Raw genomic sequence first — 16,076 nt, 5'->3', positions numbered from 1 at the left:
GGAAGCGATCATCGACAATCTGCCGCCGCTGCAGGCGCTGGACGGCGTCGAACGCGAGGTCATGGAATATGATGTCGTGATCGTCGGCGGCGGCCCGGCCGGCCTATCGGCCGCCATCCGCCTGAAGCAGCGCGCGGAAAAGGACGGCAAGGACATCACCGTTGCGGTGCTGGAAAAGGCGGCCGAGGTCGGCGGTCATATCCTGTCGGGCGCGGTCATCGATCCCAAGGCGCTGAACGAGCTGTTCCCCGATTGGAAGGAACGCGGCGCGCCGCTGGAGACGCCGGTCACCAAGGATAAGTTCCTGCTGCTGGGTCCGCAGGGCGAGGCGTCCTTGCCCATGCCCCTCCTGCCGCCCTTCATGCACAATCACGGCTGCTACATCGCCTCTCTGGGCAATGTCACACGCTGGCTGGGCGAACAGGCCGAGGCCCTGGGCGTCGAGGTCTATCCCGGCATGGCCGCCAGCCACGTGGTCTGGGAAGAAGAGACGGGTCGGGTCAAGGGCGTCGTCGCCGGCGTGTTCGGCATCGACCGCGAGGGCAAGCCGACCGGCGACTTCCAGCCGGGCATCGAACTGCACGGCAAATATGTCTTCATCGCCGAGGGCGTGCGCGGCTCCCTGGCCAAGACCATCATCGCCAAACACAAGCTCCAGGACGGCAAGTCGCCCCAGAAGTACGGGATCGGCCTGAAGGAGCTGTGGCAGGTGCCCGCCGAACAGCATCAGCCCGGCCTGGCCCAGCACACCACCGGCTGGCCCCTGGACGAACACACCGGCGGCGGCAGCTTCCTGTATCACTTCGGCGACCGCTATGTGGCCATCGGCTATGTCGTTCACCTGAACTACAAGAACCCGTTCCTGTCGCCGTTCGACGAGTTCCAGCGGTTCAAGCACCACCCGTCCATCGCCCCGCATCTGGAAGGCGGCACGCGTGTTTCGTACGGCGCCCGCGCCATCACCGAGGGCGGGCTGCAATCGATTCCGAAGCTCAGCTTCCCCGGCGGCGTCCTGATCGGCTGTTCCGCCGGCTTCGTGAACGTGCCCCGCATCAAGGGCAGCCACAATGCGATGAAGACCGGAATGCTGGCCGCCGACGCCGCCTATGACGCGGTTCAGGCCGGGCGCGGCGGCGACGAATTGGTCGAATACCAGACCGCCTTCGAAAAGAGCTGGGTCTACAAGGAGCTGTCGGTCGTCAAGAACGCCAAGCCCCTGCTGTCCAAGTTCGGCACGACCCTGGGCGGGGCGTTCGGCATGTTCGACATGTGGTGCCGGACCCTGCTGGGCGGCTGGTCGCCGATCCCGACGCTGAAGCACGAGAAGACCGACGCCGCCTCGACCGGGCTGGCCGTCGATCACAAGGAGATCAAGTATCCCAAGCCGGACGGGAAGCTGTCGTTCGACAAGCTGTCGTCGGTGTTCATCTCCAACACCAACCACGCCGAGGACCAGCCCGCGCACCTGAAACTGCTGGACCCGTCCAAGCCGATCCAGGTCAACCTGCCCAAATACGGCGAGCCGGCGCGGCTGTACTGCCCGGCGGGCGTTTACGAGGTCGTCTATGCCGACGAGGTCGCCAAGACCGATCCGCGTTTCGTCATCAACGCCCAGAACTGCGTCCACTGCAAAACCTGCGACATCAAGGATCCGTCGCAGAACATCGTCTGGACCACGCCCGAGGGCGGCGGCGGTCCCAACTATCCGAACATGTGACGGAACGGGGCAGGGGCGCGTTCCGCCCTTGCCCGCCGCCGCAAAAGCGTGAAGGGTCGAGGCATGATCGCCTCCCGTTCGCGCCCTCCTCATTCGCGTCTGTTCGCCGCCTCCCTGACCGTTCTCGCCTTGGCCGCCGCCGGGCAGGCCGGCGCACAGGAAACCCCGCCTGCCGCGCCTACGCCGGAAACCCATCCTCCGGCGATCATCCTCAAGCCAGGCGAGCCGACGCCGGGCCAGGCGCCTTCGGATCAGGCGCCGTCCAGCCAGGACGCTGCGTCCGATCCCTTCATCATCATCACCGACACCCCGGTCACCCCGCCGATCCCCGCGGTCTGGGCGCCGATCCCCACCAACGCCGAGGGCCGCAGCGCCTATGGCCTGTATCTGGCGGGCAAGCTGGCTCTGATGCAGGGCGAGGGTGCAGTCGGCTCGAACTATCTGGCGCAGGCCGAGCAACTGGTTCCCGAGCAGCCGCGCGTGCGCGAACAGGCCTTCACCTCGGCACTGCTGACCGGCGATCTGGACGTCGCGGCGGCGCTGGCGCCCACCGATGTGACGGCCTCGCCCGCCTTCGTCGAGGGCGGACGCCTGGTCCGGCTGGTTCAGGACTTCGTGCGCGGCGACGCCAGGACGCCCAACACCGCCCTGGCCCAGCAACCCATCGGCGCCCCCCATGCCCGCGCCGGCCTGCTGGTCGCGCCGTGGATCGCGGCGGCGGCCGGGGATTGGAGCCGTGCGCTTCAGCCCGCCCCGATCAGCGGCGATCCGCTGACCCTGGCCTTCGCCCGCATGAACCGCGCTGCCCTGCTGGAAAAGCGCCGCGACTATGCCGAGGCCGAGGTCGAGCTGAAGGCCGCCGCCGACGTGGCCGGGGTCGGCGCCCTGTTCAAACGCCCCTATGGCGAGTTCATGGAACGGCGCGGGCGTCGCGACGACGCCATCGCCCTGTATGAGGCCGCGATCGCGGTGCAACCGGTCGATCCCGGCGTCGTCCGTGCGTTGCAGCGGGTGCGCGACGGCGGTCGGCCCCCGGTCCTGCCCGATTTCCGCGAAGGCGCGGCCCAGGGCCTGATCACCGCCGCCGCCCAGGCGTCGGCCGAGCGCGGCAATGAGTTCGCCGCCGTCTATCTGCGGCTCGCGCAGAACCTGCACGATGACGACGAGACCGAGTTCCAGCTAGCCCAGGTCCTGTCGCGCGCCGGTCTGAAGTCGGCCGCCCGCAGCGCCCTTTCGCGCGTAGGCACCGACGATCCCCAGCTCTACGCCGCCGCCCGCGCCCAGCTGGCCATTGCTCTGGAAGAGGACGGCCAGTCGGACAACGCCCTGGCCGAACTGCGTCGCGCCGCCGCCGCCAGCCCCGACGATCGTCGGATCGCCCTGGTTCTGGCGGGGCAGTTGATGCAGCTGAAACAGCATGACGAGGCGCTGATCTTGCTGGACGGGCCGGTGCTGAACACCGCCGATCAGGGCGCCAGCGTCCACTTCCTGCGCGGCGCCGCCTTTGAGGCCCTGGGCCGCACGCCCGAGGCCGAGGCCGAGCTGTGGGCCGCGCTCCAGACCGCGCCCAACGACGCCGACATGCTGAATTACCTGGGCTATCTGTGGGTGGACAAGGGCCTGCGGGTTCAGGAGGGCGCCGAGATGATCGCCCGCGCCCATGCGCTGGAACCCGAAAACGGCAACATCCAGGATTCGCTGGGCTGGGCGCAGTTCAAACAGGGCCAATTCGAAACCGCCGTCGACACCCTGGAACAGGCCGTCGACAAGGAGCCGTCCAACGCCGAGATCAACGACCACCTCGGCGACGCCTATTGGCGGGTGGGCCGCGAACGCGAGGCGGTCTGGCTTTGGAACCGCGTCCTGGTGCTGGAGCCCGAACCCGAGCGCCGCGCCGATGTCGAGCGCAAGATCGCCAATGGACTGGATGGAACTCCATCGGCTCAAGGCGTTTCGAACTAACCTAAAATCCGCTCATCCCCGCGAAAGCGGGGACCCAGTGCTTTGGGCGAACAATGCGTAAGATCGTTGAGCGATGCTCGTCCAATGCACTGCCAAGCGACAGAACTGGGTCCCCGCTTTCGCGGGGATGAGCGGATGAAATCTGTCCTGCCTTGGGATAGTCAGGCCCTATGATCCCACTGACAGCCCTGGCTCCGGCCAAGATCAATCTGTTCCTGCATGTCGGGGCGGTGGACGCCGACGGCTATCATCCGTTGAGCAGCCTGGTCGCCTTCGCCGATGTGGGCGACCAGGTCTCGGTCGAGCCGGCCGACAGCCTGTCTCTGAATGTGACCGGCCCGTTCGGCGAGGCGCTGGGCGCTGCGCCCGACAATCTGATCCTGCGGGCGCTCCGGCGCCTGGGCGAGGTCTCCGGCATCGCAGAGCCGAAGCTGAAGGTCGTGCTGGACAAGCGCCTGCCCATCGCGGCCGGGTTGGGCGGCGGGTCGTCCGACGCGGGCGCGGCGCTGAAGCTGGCGCGGCAAGCCCTGTCGCTGGACATCGACGATGCGGCGCTGGAGGCCGTCGCCGGCGTCGTCGGCGCAGACGGTCCCATGTGCCTGCGCATGCGCACCGCCTGGGGCGAGGGCAGGGGAGACGTGCTGACCGACGAGCCGCGCCTGCCGCCGCTGCCGGCCGTCCTGTTCAACCCCGGCGTCCCGTCCCCGACCGGCGCCGTCTATCGGGCCTATGACGCCGGGCCGGTGCGCACAGCCGACCGGCCAGACTCCCCGAAAGACTGGTCCGTCGCCGGCGTCATCGACTGGCTGTCGGCCCAACGCAACGACCTCCAGCCGCCCGCCCTGGCCCTGACGCCCGCCATCGCGGACGCGCTCGCCGCCGTCTCCGCCACGCCCCAGGTCGCCCTGACCCGCATGTCCGGTTCGGGCGCGACGGTGTTCGGCCTGTATCTCACCGAGGCAGCGGCCCAGGCGGCGGCGCGAACGCTGGCTGCCGCTCATCCCCACGCCTGGGTCACAGCAACGCGGTTAGCCATTCAGTAGCGTTCAAGCTTTGTGGCCGAATACTGGCCATTCGCCCTTTGGAACGCCGATATCGCCAAGGTCTCGCCTTGATCATCACAATCGTTACGAATTGTTTCGACGTCTCGGAACCAGATCACGCTGTTCTGATTTGAGTCCGCAGTTCCGATGACTGGAACGGGTCGCCGCTCCCCCTCATGGCGATCCTCAAACAGAAAAAGGATACCGTCATGCTTCGTGCAAAACTGCTTGCCGCAACCGCCGTGGTCACCCTGATGGCCGCGCCCGCCTTTGCTCAGGACGTCACCCCGCCGACCTCGCCCGCCCCGGCCGAGGCCCCCGTGCCCCAGAGTGATCCGTCCATGCCTGCCGCGCCTGCATCATCGGCGCCGGCCGCTGAAGCCGCAGCCCCGGCTGCAACGGATGTCGCCCAGGCCGCCACGCCGGCCGCCGGAGAAACCGTCGTCGACAAGCTGAAAGCGAACGGCCAGTTCACCACCCTTCTGGCGGCCCTGGATGCGGCGCAACTGACCGACACCCTGGCGACGCGCCCGGCCATCTCGATCTTCGCCCCGACCGACGCGGCCTTCGCCGCCCTGCCTGAGGCCGACCGCACGCGTCTGATGGACCCGGCCAACGCTGCCGAACTGCGTCAGCTGCTGCTGTATCACGTCATCGTCGCCGACGTGACGCCCGATCAGATCATGGGCAAGAAGGGCGGCGTTCCGACCGCCGCCGAGAGCCAGGTCCTGCTGGACGGCACCGGCTCGGCCATCAAGGCTGACGGCGCCACCGTGGTCAGCGCCGAACTGGACGCCTCGAACGGCGCCATCTTCCCGATCGACCAGGTCCTGAACCCGGCGAACTCCATGGCCGCCATGGGCGATGAAGAAGCCGCTGCTCCGGCTGAAGCCGCTGCTCCTGCGGAAGAGGCTGCTCCGGCCGCCCCAGCCGCTCCGGCGACGGCCCCGACGGGTGAACCGGCTGCTGCGACCACCACCACGGCCTCGCCCCCGGTCGCCAACCCGACCGACGGTCAGGTCGATCCCTCGGCCACGCCTCCGGTCGATGCGGCCGATCCCGCCGCTGACGGCGGCGACGAAGCCAACCCGACTCCTCAATAATACGGGTCACCCACGCGCTCGCTTGGTAGCGTGTTGAAGCGGAAGGCGGCGGGCCCTATGGTCCGCCGTCTTTTTTGCAGCCCTCCCCACGAGCCCGATTTGACCACCTCGACCGAGCCGCTCGCGTTTCAGGACCTGATCCTGACGCTCCACCGCTACTGGGGCGAGCAGGGCTGCGCCATTCTTCAGCCCTATGACATCGAGGTCGGGGCCGGGACCCTGCACCCCGCCACGGTCCTGCGCGCGCTCGGTCCCAAGCCGTGGAAGGCCGCCTATGTCCAGCCCAGCCGCCGCCCCGGCGACGGCCGCTATGGCGAGAACCCCAATCGGCTCCAACACTATTATCAATACCAGGTCATCCTGAAGCCGAACCCGGACAACCTTCAGGAGCTGTACCTGGGCTCGCTGGCGGCGATCGGGATCGATCCGAAACTGCACGACATCCGGTTCGTCGAGGACGACTGGGAGAACCCGACCGTGGGCGCCTGGGGCCTGGGCTGGGAGGTTTGGTGCGACGGGATGGAGGTGACGCAGTTCACCTATTTCCAGGGCGTCGGCGGCATCGAGGTGGACGTGGTCTCGGGCGAACTGACCTACGGGCTGGAGCGTCTGGCCATGTATGTCCAGGGCGTGGACAACGTCTATGACCTCAAGTTCACCAAGGAGGGGCTGACCTATGGCGAGGTCTTCCTGGAGAACGAGCGGCAACAGTCGGAGGCCAATTTCCACGGCTATGACGTGGACGGGCTGAAACGCCGGTTCGAGGATATGGTGGGCGAGGTTACGCGCCTGCTGGACATGCGCGGCCCGCAGAACCAGCCCCTGGTCCTGCCCGCCTACGACCAGGTGCTGAAGGCCAGCCACCTGTTCAACCTGATGGACGCCCGCGGCGCCATCGCCGTCGCCGAACGCCAGAGCTACATCGGCCGCATCCGCGACCTCTGCAAAGCCTGCGCCCTGGCCTATGTCGAAAATGAAGAGGCCGCGTCGTGAGCACTGTTTCCGGAATTCTCTCCTTCGATCTGGCCGACATCAATCTGGAGCAGTACCCCGGCGAGGCGATCTCGCTGTTCTCCAGCGGCCGTGTGGAAATCGAAGGCCAGGAGTCGTGGGCCGAGGTGCGCATCGTCCGTCCTGCCGGTGATCTGAGCGGCCATCTGACCGCACAGCCCGGCGGCTGGCGCGGCGTGGTCGTGGTCAGCGACGAGTGGTTCGGCATCCTGCAGACCGCCTTTTTGGCCCCGCGCCCCTTCCTGCTGAACATCGCCTTCAGCGCAGAGCCCGGTGCGGCCGACGCGCCGCTGGCCCTGGGGGACGTCGCCCTCACCCTGATGCGGTCTGCCGCCACGACCGAAGAGTCCGCCGACTGATGCCCCAGCTTCTTCTCGAAATCTTCTCCGAAGAAATCCCCGCCCGCATGCAGCAGGGCGCCGCGCGCGACCTTGAGCGCATGGTCTCCGACCGGCTGAAGGCCGCCGGCCTGACCTGGGATGCGCTGACGACCTATGCCGGGCCGCGCCGCCTGACCCTCGTCATCGACGGCCTGCCCGCCGCCACGCCGGACCGCGAGGAAGAGGTCAAGGGCCCGCGCGCCTCGGCCCCGGAACAGGCGCTGGAAGGCTTCCTGCGCAAGACCGGCCTGACCCGCGACCAACTGACCGAGCGTGACGGCGTCCTGTTCGCCGTCCTGTCGTCCAAGGGCAGGGCGACCACCGATCTGGTCGCCGAGACGGTGGACCATGTCATCCGCACCTTCCCCTGGCCCAAGTCGATGCGCTGGGGCTCTGGCGCCCTGCGCTGGGTCCGGCCGATCAAGCGCATCCTGTGCATCTTCGACGGCAAGGTGGTGCCGTTCGAGATCGACGGGATTCCGTCCGATGCGATCACCGAGGGCCACCGTTTCATGGGTTCGGGCCAGCCGCTCAAGGTCAGCGACTTCGTCGACTATCGCACCCAGCTGGAGAAGAACTTCGTCCTGATCGACGCAGCCGACCGCAAACTGCGCATCCTGGAACAGGCCAGGGCCGCCTGCGCGGCGCGGGGTCTCGCCTTGGTCGACGACGACGGCCTGTTGGACGAGGTGGTGGGTCTCGCCGAATGGCCGACCCCGATCCTGGGCGACATGGACCCGCAGTTCCTGGCCCTGCCGCCCGAGGTCGTGCGCTTGTCGATGAAGGTGCACCAGAAGTATTTCGCCGTCCGTGACCCGTCAAAAGATGGCCTGGCTCCGAACTTCCTGGTCGTCGCCAATGTCGAGGCCACCGACGGCGGCAAGGCCCTGGCCGCCGGCAACAGCCGCGTCCTGTCCGCCCGCCTGAACGACGCCCGCTTCTTCTGGGACGAGGACCAGAAGGTCGGGTTCGACGCCTGGAACGCCAAACTGTCCGGCGTCACCTTCCACGCAAAACTGGGCACATTGGCCGAGCGCGTCGAGCGCATCGCGGCGCTCGCCCGCGAGATCGCCCCTCTCGTGGGCGCCGACGCCGACGAAGCCGAGATGGCGGCGCGCCTGTCCAAGGCCGACCTGCTGTCGGGCATGGTCAGCGAATTCCCGGAACTGCAGGGGATCATGGGCGGCTATTACGCCCGGATTTCTCCTTCTCCCCTCGGGGGAGAAGGTGGCTCGCGCAGCGAGACGGATGAGGGGGCTGTGTCCGCCTCCTCGCCCTCGACCGCCGAGTCCGCGTCCGGCAGCCCCCTCATCCGAGCGGCTGCGCCGCCCACCTTCTCCCCCGAGGGGAGAAGGGACCGCATCGCCGACGCCATCCGCGACCATTACAAGCCCCAAGGCCCCGCCGACACGGTCCCGACCGCGCCCGTCACAGTCGCCGTCGCCCTGGCCGACAAGCTGGACACCCTGGTCGGCTTCTTCGCCATCGACGAAAAGCCCACGGGGTCGAAGGATCCGTTCGCGCTGCGGAGAGCGGCGCTGGGCGTGATCCGGCTGGTGCTGGAGAATCAGTTGCGGCTGCCGCTTAAACCCGTGCTGAGGCAGGAGGGTGCGTTTATCTATGACCGCCTTGGTTTCAAGGGGCGGGAAGACGGCTTCAAGCGTCAAGTCGAGCTCTTCATGGATGACGGGCGTCCGCAGCGTGCCAGTTCTCAACGGGTTGAAGCGGTCGCGTTGGACCTGCTTTCATTCTTCGCCGACCGGCTGACCGTCCTCCTGCGCGACCGAGGCCAGCGCCACGACCTCGTCGCCGCCGTCTTCGCCCTGGGCGACGACGACCTCGTCCGCATCGTGCGTCGGGTGGAGGCGCTGGCCGCCTTCCTCGCCACCGACGACGGGGCCAATCTGCTGGCCGGCTACAAGCGCGCCTCCAACATCCTGCGCGCCGAGGAGAAGAAGGGGCCTGTGCCGACCGGCATGGTCCAGACCGGCCTGCCGAACCAGCCCGAGCCCGAGACCGTCCTGGCCTTCGCCGTCGGCGCCGCCCGCACCGCCGTCGAGGCCGCGCTGGAGACCGAGGATTTCGCCGCCGCCATGACGGCGCTGGCGCGTCTGCGCGCGCCGGTGGACCGGTTCTTCGAAGATGTGCTGGTCAACTCCGACGTCCCCGCCGAACGCGACAACCGCCTGAAGCTGCTGGGCCAGGTGCGCGACGTGATGGGCCAGGTCGCGGACTTCGGCCAGATCGCGGGGTAGGGGAGAACCCCTCCGTCTCTCCGCTTCGCTCCGAGCCACCTCCCCATGGAATGGGGAGGAGACAGGTTTCGCCGCATCGTCTCCTCCCCACTTGTGGGGAGGAGGACCACGAAGTGGTGGAGGGGCTCTCGACGTCCCACAGGCCTGTGATGCGGAGCAGAACCCCTCCGTCACGGCGCAAGCGCGCCGCGCCACCTCCCCATGGAATGGGGAGGAGACGGGACCTCGCCGCATCGTCTCCTCCCCGCTTTGCGGGGAGGGGGACCACGAAGTGGTGGAGGGGTTCTTAGCTGCGAATTCGCTCTCTCGCCTTCTCGGCGATGACATCCAGAACCCCGCCCAGGTTCACCCGCACCGATTCCGCCGAGAAGCGCACGACGGCGATGCCCTGTCGTTCCAGCCAACGCGTGCGACGCGCATCGTGTTCGAAACGGTCGGCGTGGCTTTCGCCGTCCACCTCGACGGCCAGCATCGCTTCGGCGCAGTAGAAGTCGAGCACATAGACGCCGACCGGATGCTGGCGGCGGAACTTCAGGCCGTCCAAGGCGCGGCGGCGCAGGTGAACCCACAGTCGGGCTTCGGGCGGCGTCAGGGTGCGGCGCAGGATGCGTGCGCGCGATACGGAGCCTTCGTGCGTCAAGAACCCCTCCACCGCTACGCGGTCCCCCTCCCCATGAAATGGGGAGGAGACGGTGACGTCAAGGTTGTGCGAACACGCCAGTCGGAAACCGGTTACCCGCTCACGCATTGTTACATCCGCCATGGTCAAGCCGGTTCCTCCGCGCTAGATCGTGCGGCATGTGCGAGCGGGGCCAACCCGCCGGACGATCCAAAAGCTCAGGGACTGCAAGATGACTCAGTGGGTGTACGGCTTCGGCGGAGGCTCCGCCGACGGCGACGCGTCGATGAAGAACCTTCTCGGGGGCAAGGGCGCCAATCTGGCGGAAATGTCTTCGCTGGGTCTGCCGGTCCCGCCGGGATTCACCGTCACCACTGAGGTCTGCACCCACTATTATGCCAACGGCGAGACCTATCCCGCCGATCTGGAAGCCCAGGTGAAGGCCGCCCTGGACGCGGTCGAGGCCATCGTCGGCAAGACGTTCGGCGATGTGAACAATCCGCTGCTGGTCTCGGTCCGCTCGGGCGCGCGGGCCTCGATGCCAGGCATGATGGACACCGTCCTGAACCTGGGTCTGAACGACCAGACGGTCGAGGGTCTGGCCAAGCTGTCGGGCGACCGCCGCTTCGCCTTCGACAGCTATCGCCGCTTCATCACCATGTATTCGAACGTCGTGCTGGGCCTCAGCCACGACGATTTCGAAGAGGTGCTGGACCAGCACAAGGACCGGCTGGGCGTCACGGTCGATACCGATCTGAAGGCCGAGGACTGGCAGAAGGTGGTCGCCGACTACAAGGCCGTGGTCGAGCGCGAACTGGGCCATCCCTTCCCGCAAGATCCCAAGGACCAGCTGTGGGGCGCCGTGGGCGCCGTCTTCGCCAGCTGGATGAACGACCGGGCCAAATTCTATCGCCGCATGCACGACATCCCCGAAAGCTGGGGCACGGCCGTCAGCGTCCAGTCGATGGTGTTCGGCAATATGGGCGAGACCTCGGCGACCGGCGTAGCCTTCACCCGCAACCCCTCGACCGGCGAGGCGCGGCTGTACGGCGAGTTCCTGATCAATGCGCAAGGGGAAGATGTGGTCGCGGGCATCCGCACGCCGCAGAGCCTGACCAGGATCGGCCGCGAGGAGATGGGTGAGACCGCCCCCTCGATGGAAGAGGCCATGCCCGAGGTGTTCGGCCAGTTCGTCACGGTGGTGAACACGCTGGAGAGCCACTATCGCGACATGCAGGACATCGAGTTCACGGTCGAACAGGGCCGTCTCTGGATGCTGCAGACCCGCAACGGCAAGCGCACGGCCAAGTCGGCGCTGAAGATCGCCGTGGACCTGGCGGCCGAGGGCGTCATCACCCAGGAAGAGGCCATCAGCCGCGTCGAACCGTCGGCTCTGGACCAACTGCTGCACCCGACGCTGGACCCGGATGCGGCCCGCACCGTGGTCGCCGCCGGCCTGCCGGCGTCGCCCGGCGCCGCCACCGGCAAGATCGTCTTCGACGCCGACGAGGCCGAACGCATGTCCGGCCTGGGCGAGGCGGTCATTCTGGTGCGCGAGGAAACCAGCCCTGAGGACATTCACGGCATGCATGCGGCGCGCGGCATCGTCACGGCGCGCGGCGGCATGACCAGTCACGCCGCCGTCGTGGCGCGCGGCATGGGCCGGGCTTGCGTCTCCGGCGCCGGCGAAATCCACATCGACGAGGCCAAGGGCACGTTCACCGCGCGCGGCCGCACCTTCAAGACCGGCGAGATCATCACCATCGACGGCTCCAAGGGCGAGGTTCTGGACGGCGCCGTGCCGATGATCGAGCCCGAGCTGACCGGCGACTTCCAGACCCTGATGGCCTGGGCCGACAAGGTGCGCCGCCTGAAGGTGCGCGCCAACGCCGAGACGCCGCTGGACGCCAAGACCGCGCGCGGCTTCGGCGCGGAAGGCATCGGCCTGTGCCGCACCGAGCACATGTTCTTCGACGACACCCGGATCGCCGCCGTGCGCGAAATGATCCTGGCCGATGACGAGGCCGGGCGCCGCACCGCCCTGGCCAAGATCGCGCCGTTCCAGAAGTCGGACTTCGTCGAACTGTTCGAGATCATGGCCGGCCTGCCGGTGACGGTGCGCCTGCTGGACCCGCCGCTGCACGAGTTCATTCCCCACACCGAGGAAGACATCGACGCCCTGGCCGCCTCGTCCGGCATCGACGCCGACAAGCTGAAGCGCCGCGCCAAGGAGCTGCACGAGACCAACCCCATGCTGGGCCACCGCGGCTGTCGCCTGGGCGTGGCCTATCCCGAAATCTACGAGATGCAGGTCCGCGCCATCATCGAGGCGGCGCTGGAGGTGCAGAAGACGTCGGGTCAGGCCCCGCTGCCGGAGATCATGCACCCGCTGGTGGCCCTTGGTCTGGAAATGAAGTTCCTGCGCGAACTGACCGACCGCACCGCCAAGGCCGTGTTCGAGGAAACGGGCCAGACCATCGACTATCTGGTCGGCACCATGATCGAACTGCCGCGCGCCGCCATCCGGGCAGGGGATCTGGCCGAATACGCCCAGTTCTTCAGCTTCGGCACCAACGACCTGACCCAGACGACGTTCGGCATCAGCCGCGACGACTCGGGGCGGTTCCTGCAGGCCTATCTGGACAAGGGCATCTTCGAGACCGACCCCTTCGTGCGTCTGGACCAGGACGGCGTCGGCGGCCTGATCGAGATCGCCGCCGAGCGGGGGCGCGCGGTGCGGCCCGAGGTCAAGTTGGGCATCTGCGGCGAACATGGCGGCGACCCGTCGTCCATCGCCTTCTGCGAGAAGGCCGGTCTGGACTACGTCTCCTGCTCGCCGTACCGCGTGCCCATCGCCCGACTGGCGGCGGCCCAGGCGGCGCTGAACGTGGAGCGCGAAAAGGACCGCTAGGCCTTCTGCACAGCAGGATCATGAAAAGGGCGGCCTCTGCAGAGGCTGCCCTTTTTCTTTGTCACAAAACCGCCAACCTTGGCGGAACGACGTATGTGTCCCCGCGTCCACAGGCATTCGTAGTGTTTCTCAGCCTCTGGAACAGATGAAGCCCTGACCTATTTAAGCACTCGCTGGATGGGGCTGATGATCGGTTCGGTCATCACATCTAGGAGTTAATAAGAAACAATGCGTAACATTCTTCTCGCCGCCGTCGCCGTTTCCGCAATCGCTGCTCCGGCCTTTGCTCAAACCAATCCCGAGCCGCGCGGTTACGGCTCGCTGGGCTACACTAATCTTGAAGGCGACAATGCAACGACGGGCGCCGTCACGGGTCGTCTGGGCGTAAACCTGAACCGTTACATCGCCGTCGAGACTGAAGCCTCGGTCGGTGTGAAGGACGACGACTTCACCGCTGCGGGCGTCGACGGCTCGATCAAGCACGAGTGGGACGCCGCCGGTTATGTCGTCGGCAAATATCCGGTCGGCGACAAGCTGGAGCTGTTCGCGCGCGGCGGCTACGGCCACACCGAGCTGAAGCAGGAGTTCCCCGGCGCCAACACCGACGTGGGCGGCGACAGCTGGAACTACGGCGCCGGCGCCAACTACTATCTGGACGGCGTGAACGGCGTGCGGGCCGACTGGACCCGTCGCGACTACCGTGACGATGCGGGCAAGGCCGACGCCTATTCGGTCAGCTACATCCGTCGCTTCTGATCGGAACGATCAGGCATAAAACGAAGGCGCGCTCCGTAAGGGGCGCGCCTTTCGCGTTCAGGACAATGATGTCAGGCGAAGTCGCCCGCGAGGGCCCAGCGTTGAGAGCCTTCGCCGAACGGACGCACGAACCAGTCGCGGTACTGTTCGAAGGTCTCGATGATCTTCTGGCGCAGATCGGGCGGATTGACCGCCTCGCCGCGCTGACGTTTCATCGCCGCGACGCAATCGACCACCATATTCTGGTGGGCCGAACCGCCCATGCTCTTCAGCACGGCGGCGATATCCTTGGCCAAGCTTTCCAGCACCTGCTTCGGTGTCATGTGAGCCATCTGGGAAATCCCCTGTTCTCGACAATCGAATGCGTTGCAAAATACTGTGACAGTTTCAAGCGTGACGGCGCAAGAATCATCATGGATGGGAATTAACCTGACATAACGCGGGTCACGCGCTTTGGTTCTCTTAAGCGAAAACCATGAAGAATTTCGATCCGGCGGTCGCGATCAAGACCGCTGAATACCGCGCCCGCCGGGCGATGGAATGGCAGGCGATGCACACGCCGGGGCAACCGGCCAGGCCGTGAGGCATTCAAGGCTCCGCCATCCAGCGGAGCCTTCGTCTGATGATCGACCTCTATCGCGGCTTCGGCCTGGGCATCCCGGCGCTGATGGACATCGTGCCCCTGATCGCGCGGGTCGTGGTCGGGGGGATGTTCTTCCTGTCCGGCTTCTACAAACTGTTCACCCCGGCCCAGGCCGAGAAGATGAGCAAGACGATGGTCGAGGCCGGCATCGCCGCGCCGCGCCAGACCGCCCGGTTCGTTTCGGTGTGCGAGTTCGCCTTCGGCGCCCTGCTGATCATGGGCCTGTTCACCAGCCTGGCGGCGCTGGTGCTGCTGATCATCAGCCTGGTCGCCCTGGTGACCGTGGCGTCCAAGTCGGTCGAGGGGACCAGCCTCGGCTACCGCCTCTCCAGCTATTTCGACCTGCCGGAGACCCTGCTGATGGTCATCCTCATCTGGCTTATCGCCAACGGGCCGGGGCTTTGGAGCCTGGACTTCGTCCTGTTCCTGCCCCGGCTCTAGGTCTTAGGCGCGCTTCCTGACGAAGACCGTCCCGGCGGAATAGCCGGCGCCGAAGCTGCAGATCAGTCCCGTATCGCCGGCCTCGAACCCGTCGTTGTGCAGGTGGAAGGCGATGATCGACCCGGCCGACGAGGTGTTGGCGTAGTCGTCCAGGATGATGACGTTCTCGGCCGCCGAGGGCTCGCGCCCCAGCACCTTCTTGCCGATCATCGTGTTCATGTTGATGTTGGCCTGGTGCAGCCACAGCCGCTTCAGTGCGTGAGGATCGAGGCCCAGTTCGCCGGCGTGATCCACGATCATGTCCGACACCATCGGCACCACGTCGCGGAAGACCTTGCGGCCCTGCTGGATGAACAGCTTGTCGTTCTGGCCGCTGTCGTCGGCGGCCGGCGTGTCCAGATGCTCGGTGTCACGTGCGTTGCGGTTCAAGAAGCCGAAGTTGTTGCGGATGTTGTTCGAGAAGGTCGTCTTCAGTCGCGTGCCCAGCACGTCCCAGCCGCCCGGCCCCGCCGTTTCGGACGATTCCACGATCACCGCCGTCGCCACGTCGCCGAAGATGAAATGGCTGTCGCGGTCGGTGAAGTTCAGGTGGGCCGAACAGACCTCGGGGTTGACCATCAGCACGGCCTTGACCGATCCGCCGGCGATGAAGTCCGTCGCCGTCTTGATGCCGAAGGTCGCCGAGCTGCACGCCACGTTCATGTCGAAGGCGAAACCCTCGATGCCCAGGGCCTGCTGCACCTCGATGGCCATGGCGGGATAGGCGCGCTGCATGTTCGAGGCGGCGCACAGGACGGCGCCGATCTCGCTGACCGGCTTGCCCCAGGCCTCGATCGCCTGACGCGCGGCCTTGACCGCCATCTCGGCCAGGATGGAGATCTCGTCGTTGGAGCGTTCGGCCAGGTTGGGGGCCATCCGCTCGGGATCGATGATCCCGGCCTTGTCCAGCACGAACCGGCTCTTGATGCCCGACGCCTTCTCGATGAACTCGGGCGAAGAGTGGGCCTTGGCCTCCAGTTCGCCGGCCTCGATCTGGGCGGCGTGGCGGGCGTTCCAGCCGTCGGCCCAGGCGTTGTAGCTGTCGACCAGTTCGGCGTTGGAGACCGATTGTTCGGGGGTGAAGAGGCCGGTGGCGGCGATCACTGCATTCGACACTTTGTGGTTCCTATCGCTTGGCCCGCGGGGCCTCGCTGCTTGAGGATGTCTTGGTCTGCTTGAGGACAGTCCGTTTCCTA

At 66.8% G+C, this 16,076-nt stretch carries 13 protein-coding genes; 10 read left to right on the top strand and 3 right to left on the bottom strand.

Annotated features, from left to right (window positions below; all coding sequences use genetic code 11):
* The first annotated feature begins 61 nt into the window (after nucleotides 1–61).
* The 7 genes from ACP69V_RS12660 (at nucleotide 62) to glyS (ending at nucleotide 9,471) form a co-directional block, all read left to right on the top strand.
* Nucleotides 62–1,717, top strand: coding sequence for an electron transfer flavoprotein-ubiquinone oxidoreductase (locus tag ACP69V_RS12660; RefSeq protein WP_426024709.1), 1,656 nt, complete (start codon nucleotides 62–64; stop codon nucleotides 1,715–1,717).
* A gap of 63 nt (nucleotides 1,718–1,780) precedes the next feature.
* Nucleotides 1,781–3,679, top strand: a complete 1,899-nt coding sequence (locus tag ACP69V_RS12655; RefSeq protein ID WP_426024201.1) for a tetratricopeptide repeat protein — start codon at nucleotides 1,781–1,783, stop codon at nucleotides 3,677–3,679.
* A gap of 173 nt (nucleotides 3,680–3,852) precedes the next feature.
* Entirely contained in the window at nucleotides 3,853–4,722 is an 870-nt protein-coding gene (locus ACP69V_RS12650; protein WP_426024708.1) for a 4-(cytidine 5'-diphospho)-2-C-methyl-D-erythritol kinase, read from the top strand.
* A gap of 209 nt (nucleotides 4,723–4,931) precedes the next feature.
* Nucleotides 4,932–5,825 carry a fasciclin domain-containing protein gene (locus ACP69V_RS12645; RefSeq protein WP_426024200.1) on the top strand — a complete coding sequence of 298 codons (894 nt, stop codon included), beginning with the start codon at nucleotides 4,932–4,934 and terminating at the stop codon, nucleotides 5,823–5,825.
* 99 nt (nucleotides 5,826–5,924) lie between these two features.
* Nucleotides 5,925–6,818: a glycine--tRNA ligase subunit alpha gene (locus tag ACP69V_RS12640; RefSeq protein ID WP_426024199.1), complete on the top strand. Its 894-nt coding sequence runs from the start codon at nucleotides 5,925–5,927 to the stop codon at nucleotides 6,816–6,818.
* Nucleotides 6,815–7,195, top strand: a complete 381-nt coding sequence (locus ACP69V_RS12635; RefSeq protein ID WP_426024198.1) for a hypothetical protein — start codon at nucleotides 6,815–6,817, stop codon at nucleotides 7,193–7,195. The genes ACP69V_RS12640 and ACP69V_RS12635 overlap by 4 nt, the downstream gene beginning before the upstream one ends.
* Entirely contained in the window at nucleotides 7,195–9,471 is a 2,277-nt protein-coding gene (gene glyS / locus ACP69V_RS12630) for a glycine--tRNA ligase subunit beta (protein WP_426024197.1), read from the top strand. Before ACP69V_RS12635 ends, glyS begins: the two co-directional genes overlap by 1 nt.
* Before the next feature lie 286 nt (nucleotides 9,472–9,757).
* Here glyS and ACP69V_RS12625 read toward each other — a convergent pair whose 3' ends face one another.
* Nucleotides 9,758–10,111 carry an endonuclease domain-containing protein gene (locus ACP69V_RS12625; RefSeq protein ID WP_426024196.1) on the bottom strand — a complete coding sequence of 118 codons (354 nt, stop codon included), beginning with the start codon at nucleotides 10,109–10,111 and terminating at the stop codon, nucleotides 9,758–9,760.
* A gap of 211 nt (nucleotides 10,112–10,322) precedes the next feature.
* On the opposite strand from ACP69V_RS12625, the gene ppdK reads away from it, so the two are divergent.
* Both ppdK and ACP69V_RS12615 read left to right on the top strand, forming a co-directional pair.
* The gene (gene ppdK, locus ACP69V_RS12620; RefSeq protein WP_426024195.1) at nucleotides 10,323–13,001 is read left to right on the top strand and encodes a pyruvate, phosphate dikinase; all 2,679 of its coding nucleotides are present in this window, start codon (nucleotides 10,323–10,325) and stop codon (nucleotides 12,999–13,001) included.
* Between the two features lie 228 nt (nucleotides 13,002–13,229).
* Entirely contained in the window at nucleotides 13,230–13,757 is a 528-nt protein-coding gene (locus ACP69V_RS12615; RefSeq protein WP_426024194.1) for a porin family protein, read from the top strand.
* Between the two features lie 71 nt (nucleotides 13,758–13,828).
* On the opposite strand, the gene ACP69V_RS12610 is transcribed toward ACP69V_RS12615, so the two are convergent.
* Entirely contained in the window at nucleotides 13,829–14,089 is a 261-nt protein-coding gene (locus ACP69V_RS12610) for a hypothetical protein (RefSeq protein ID WP_135194945.1), read from the bottom strand.
* Between the two features lie 290 nt (nucleotides 14,090–14,379).
* Here ACP69V_RS12610 and ACP69V_RS12605 point away from each other — a divergent pair, with 290 nt between their 5' ends.
* Entirely contained in the window at nucleotides 14,380–14,841 is a 462-nt protein-coding gene (locus ACP69V_RS12605) for a DoxX family protein (RefSeq protein WP_426024193.1), read from the top strand.
* Nucleotides 14,842–14,844: 3 nt separating this feature from the next.
* Here ACP69V_RS12605 and ACP69V_RS12600 read toward each other — a convergent pair whose 3' ends face one another.
* The gene (locus ACP69V_RS12600; RefSeq protein WP_426024192.1) at nucleotides 14,845–15,996 is read right to left on the bottom strand and encodes a beta-ketoacyl-ACP synthase III; all 1,152 of its coding nucleotides are present in this window, start codon (nucleotides 15,994–15,996) and stop codon (nucleotides 14,845–14,847) included.
* Between the last annotated feature and the right edge of the window lie 80 nt (nucleotides 15,997–16,076).

Origin of the sequence: Brevundimonas sp. PWP3-1b1, from assembly GCF_049896065.1 — a bacterium.
Lineage (GTDB): Bacteria > Pseudomonadota > Alphaproteobacteria > Caulobacterales > Caulobacteraceae > Brevundimonas > Brevundimonas intermedia_B.
Note: the sequence above shows the minus strand (reverse complement) of the source record. Positions and strands in the feature narration are given on the sequence as shown.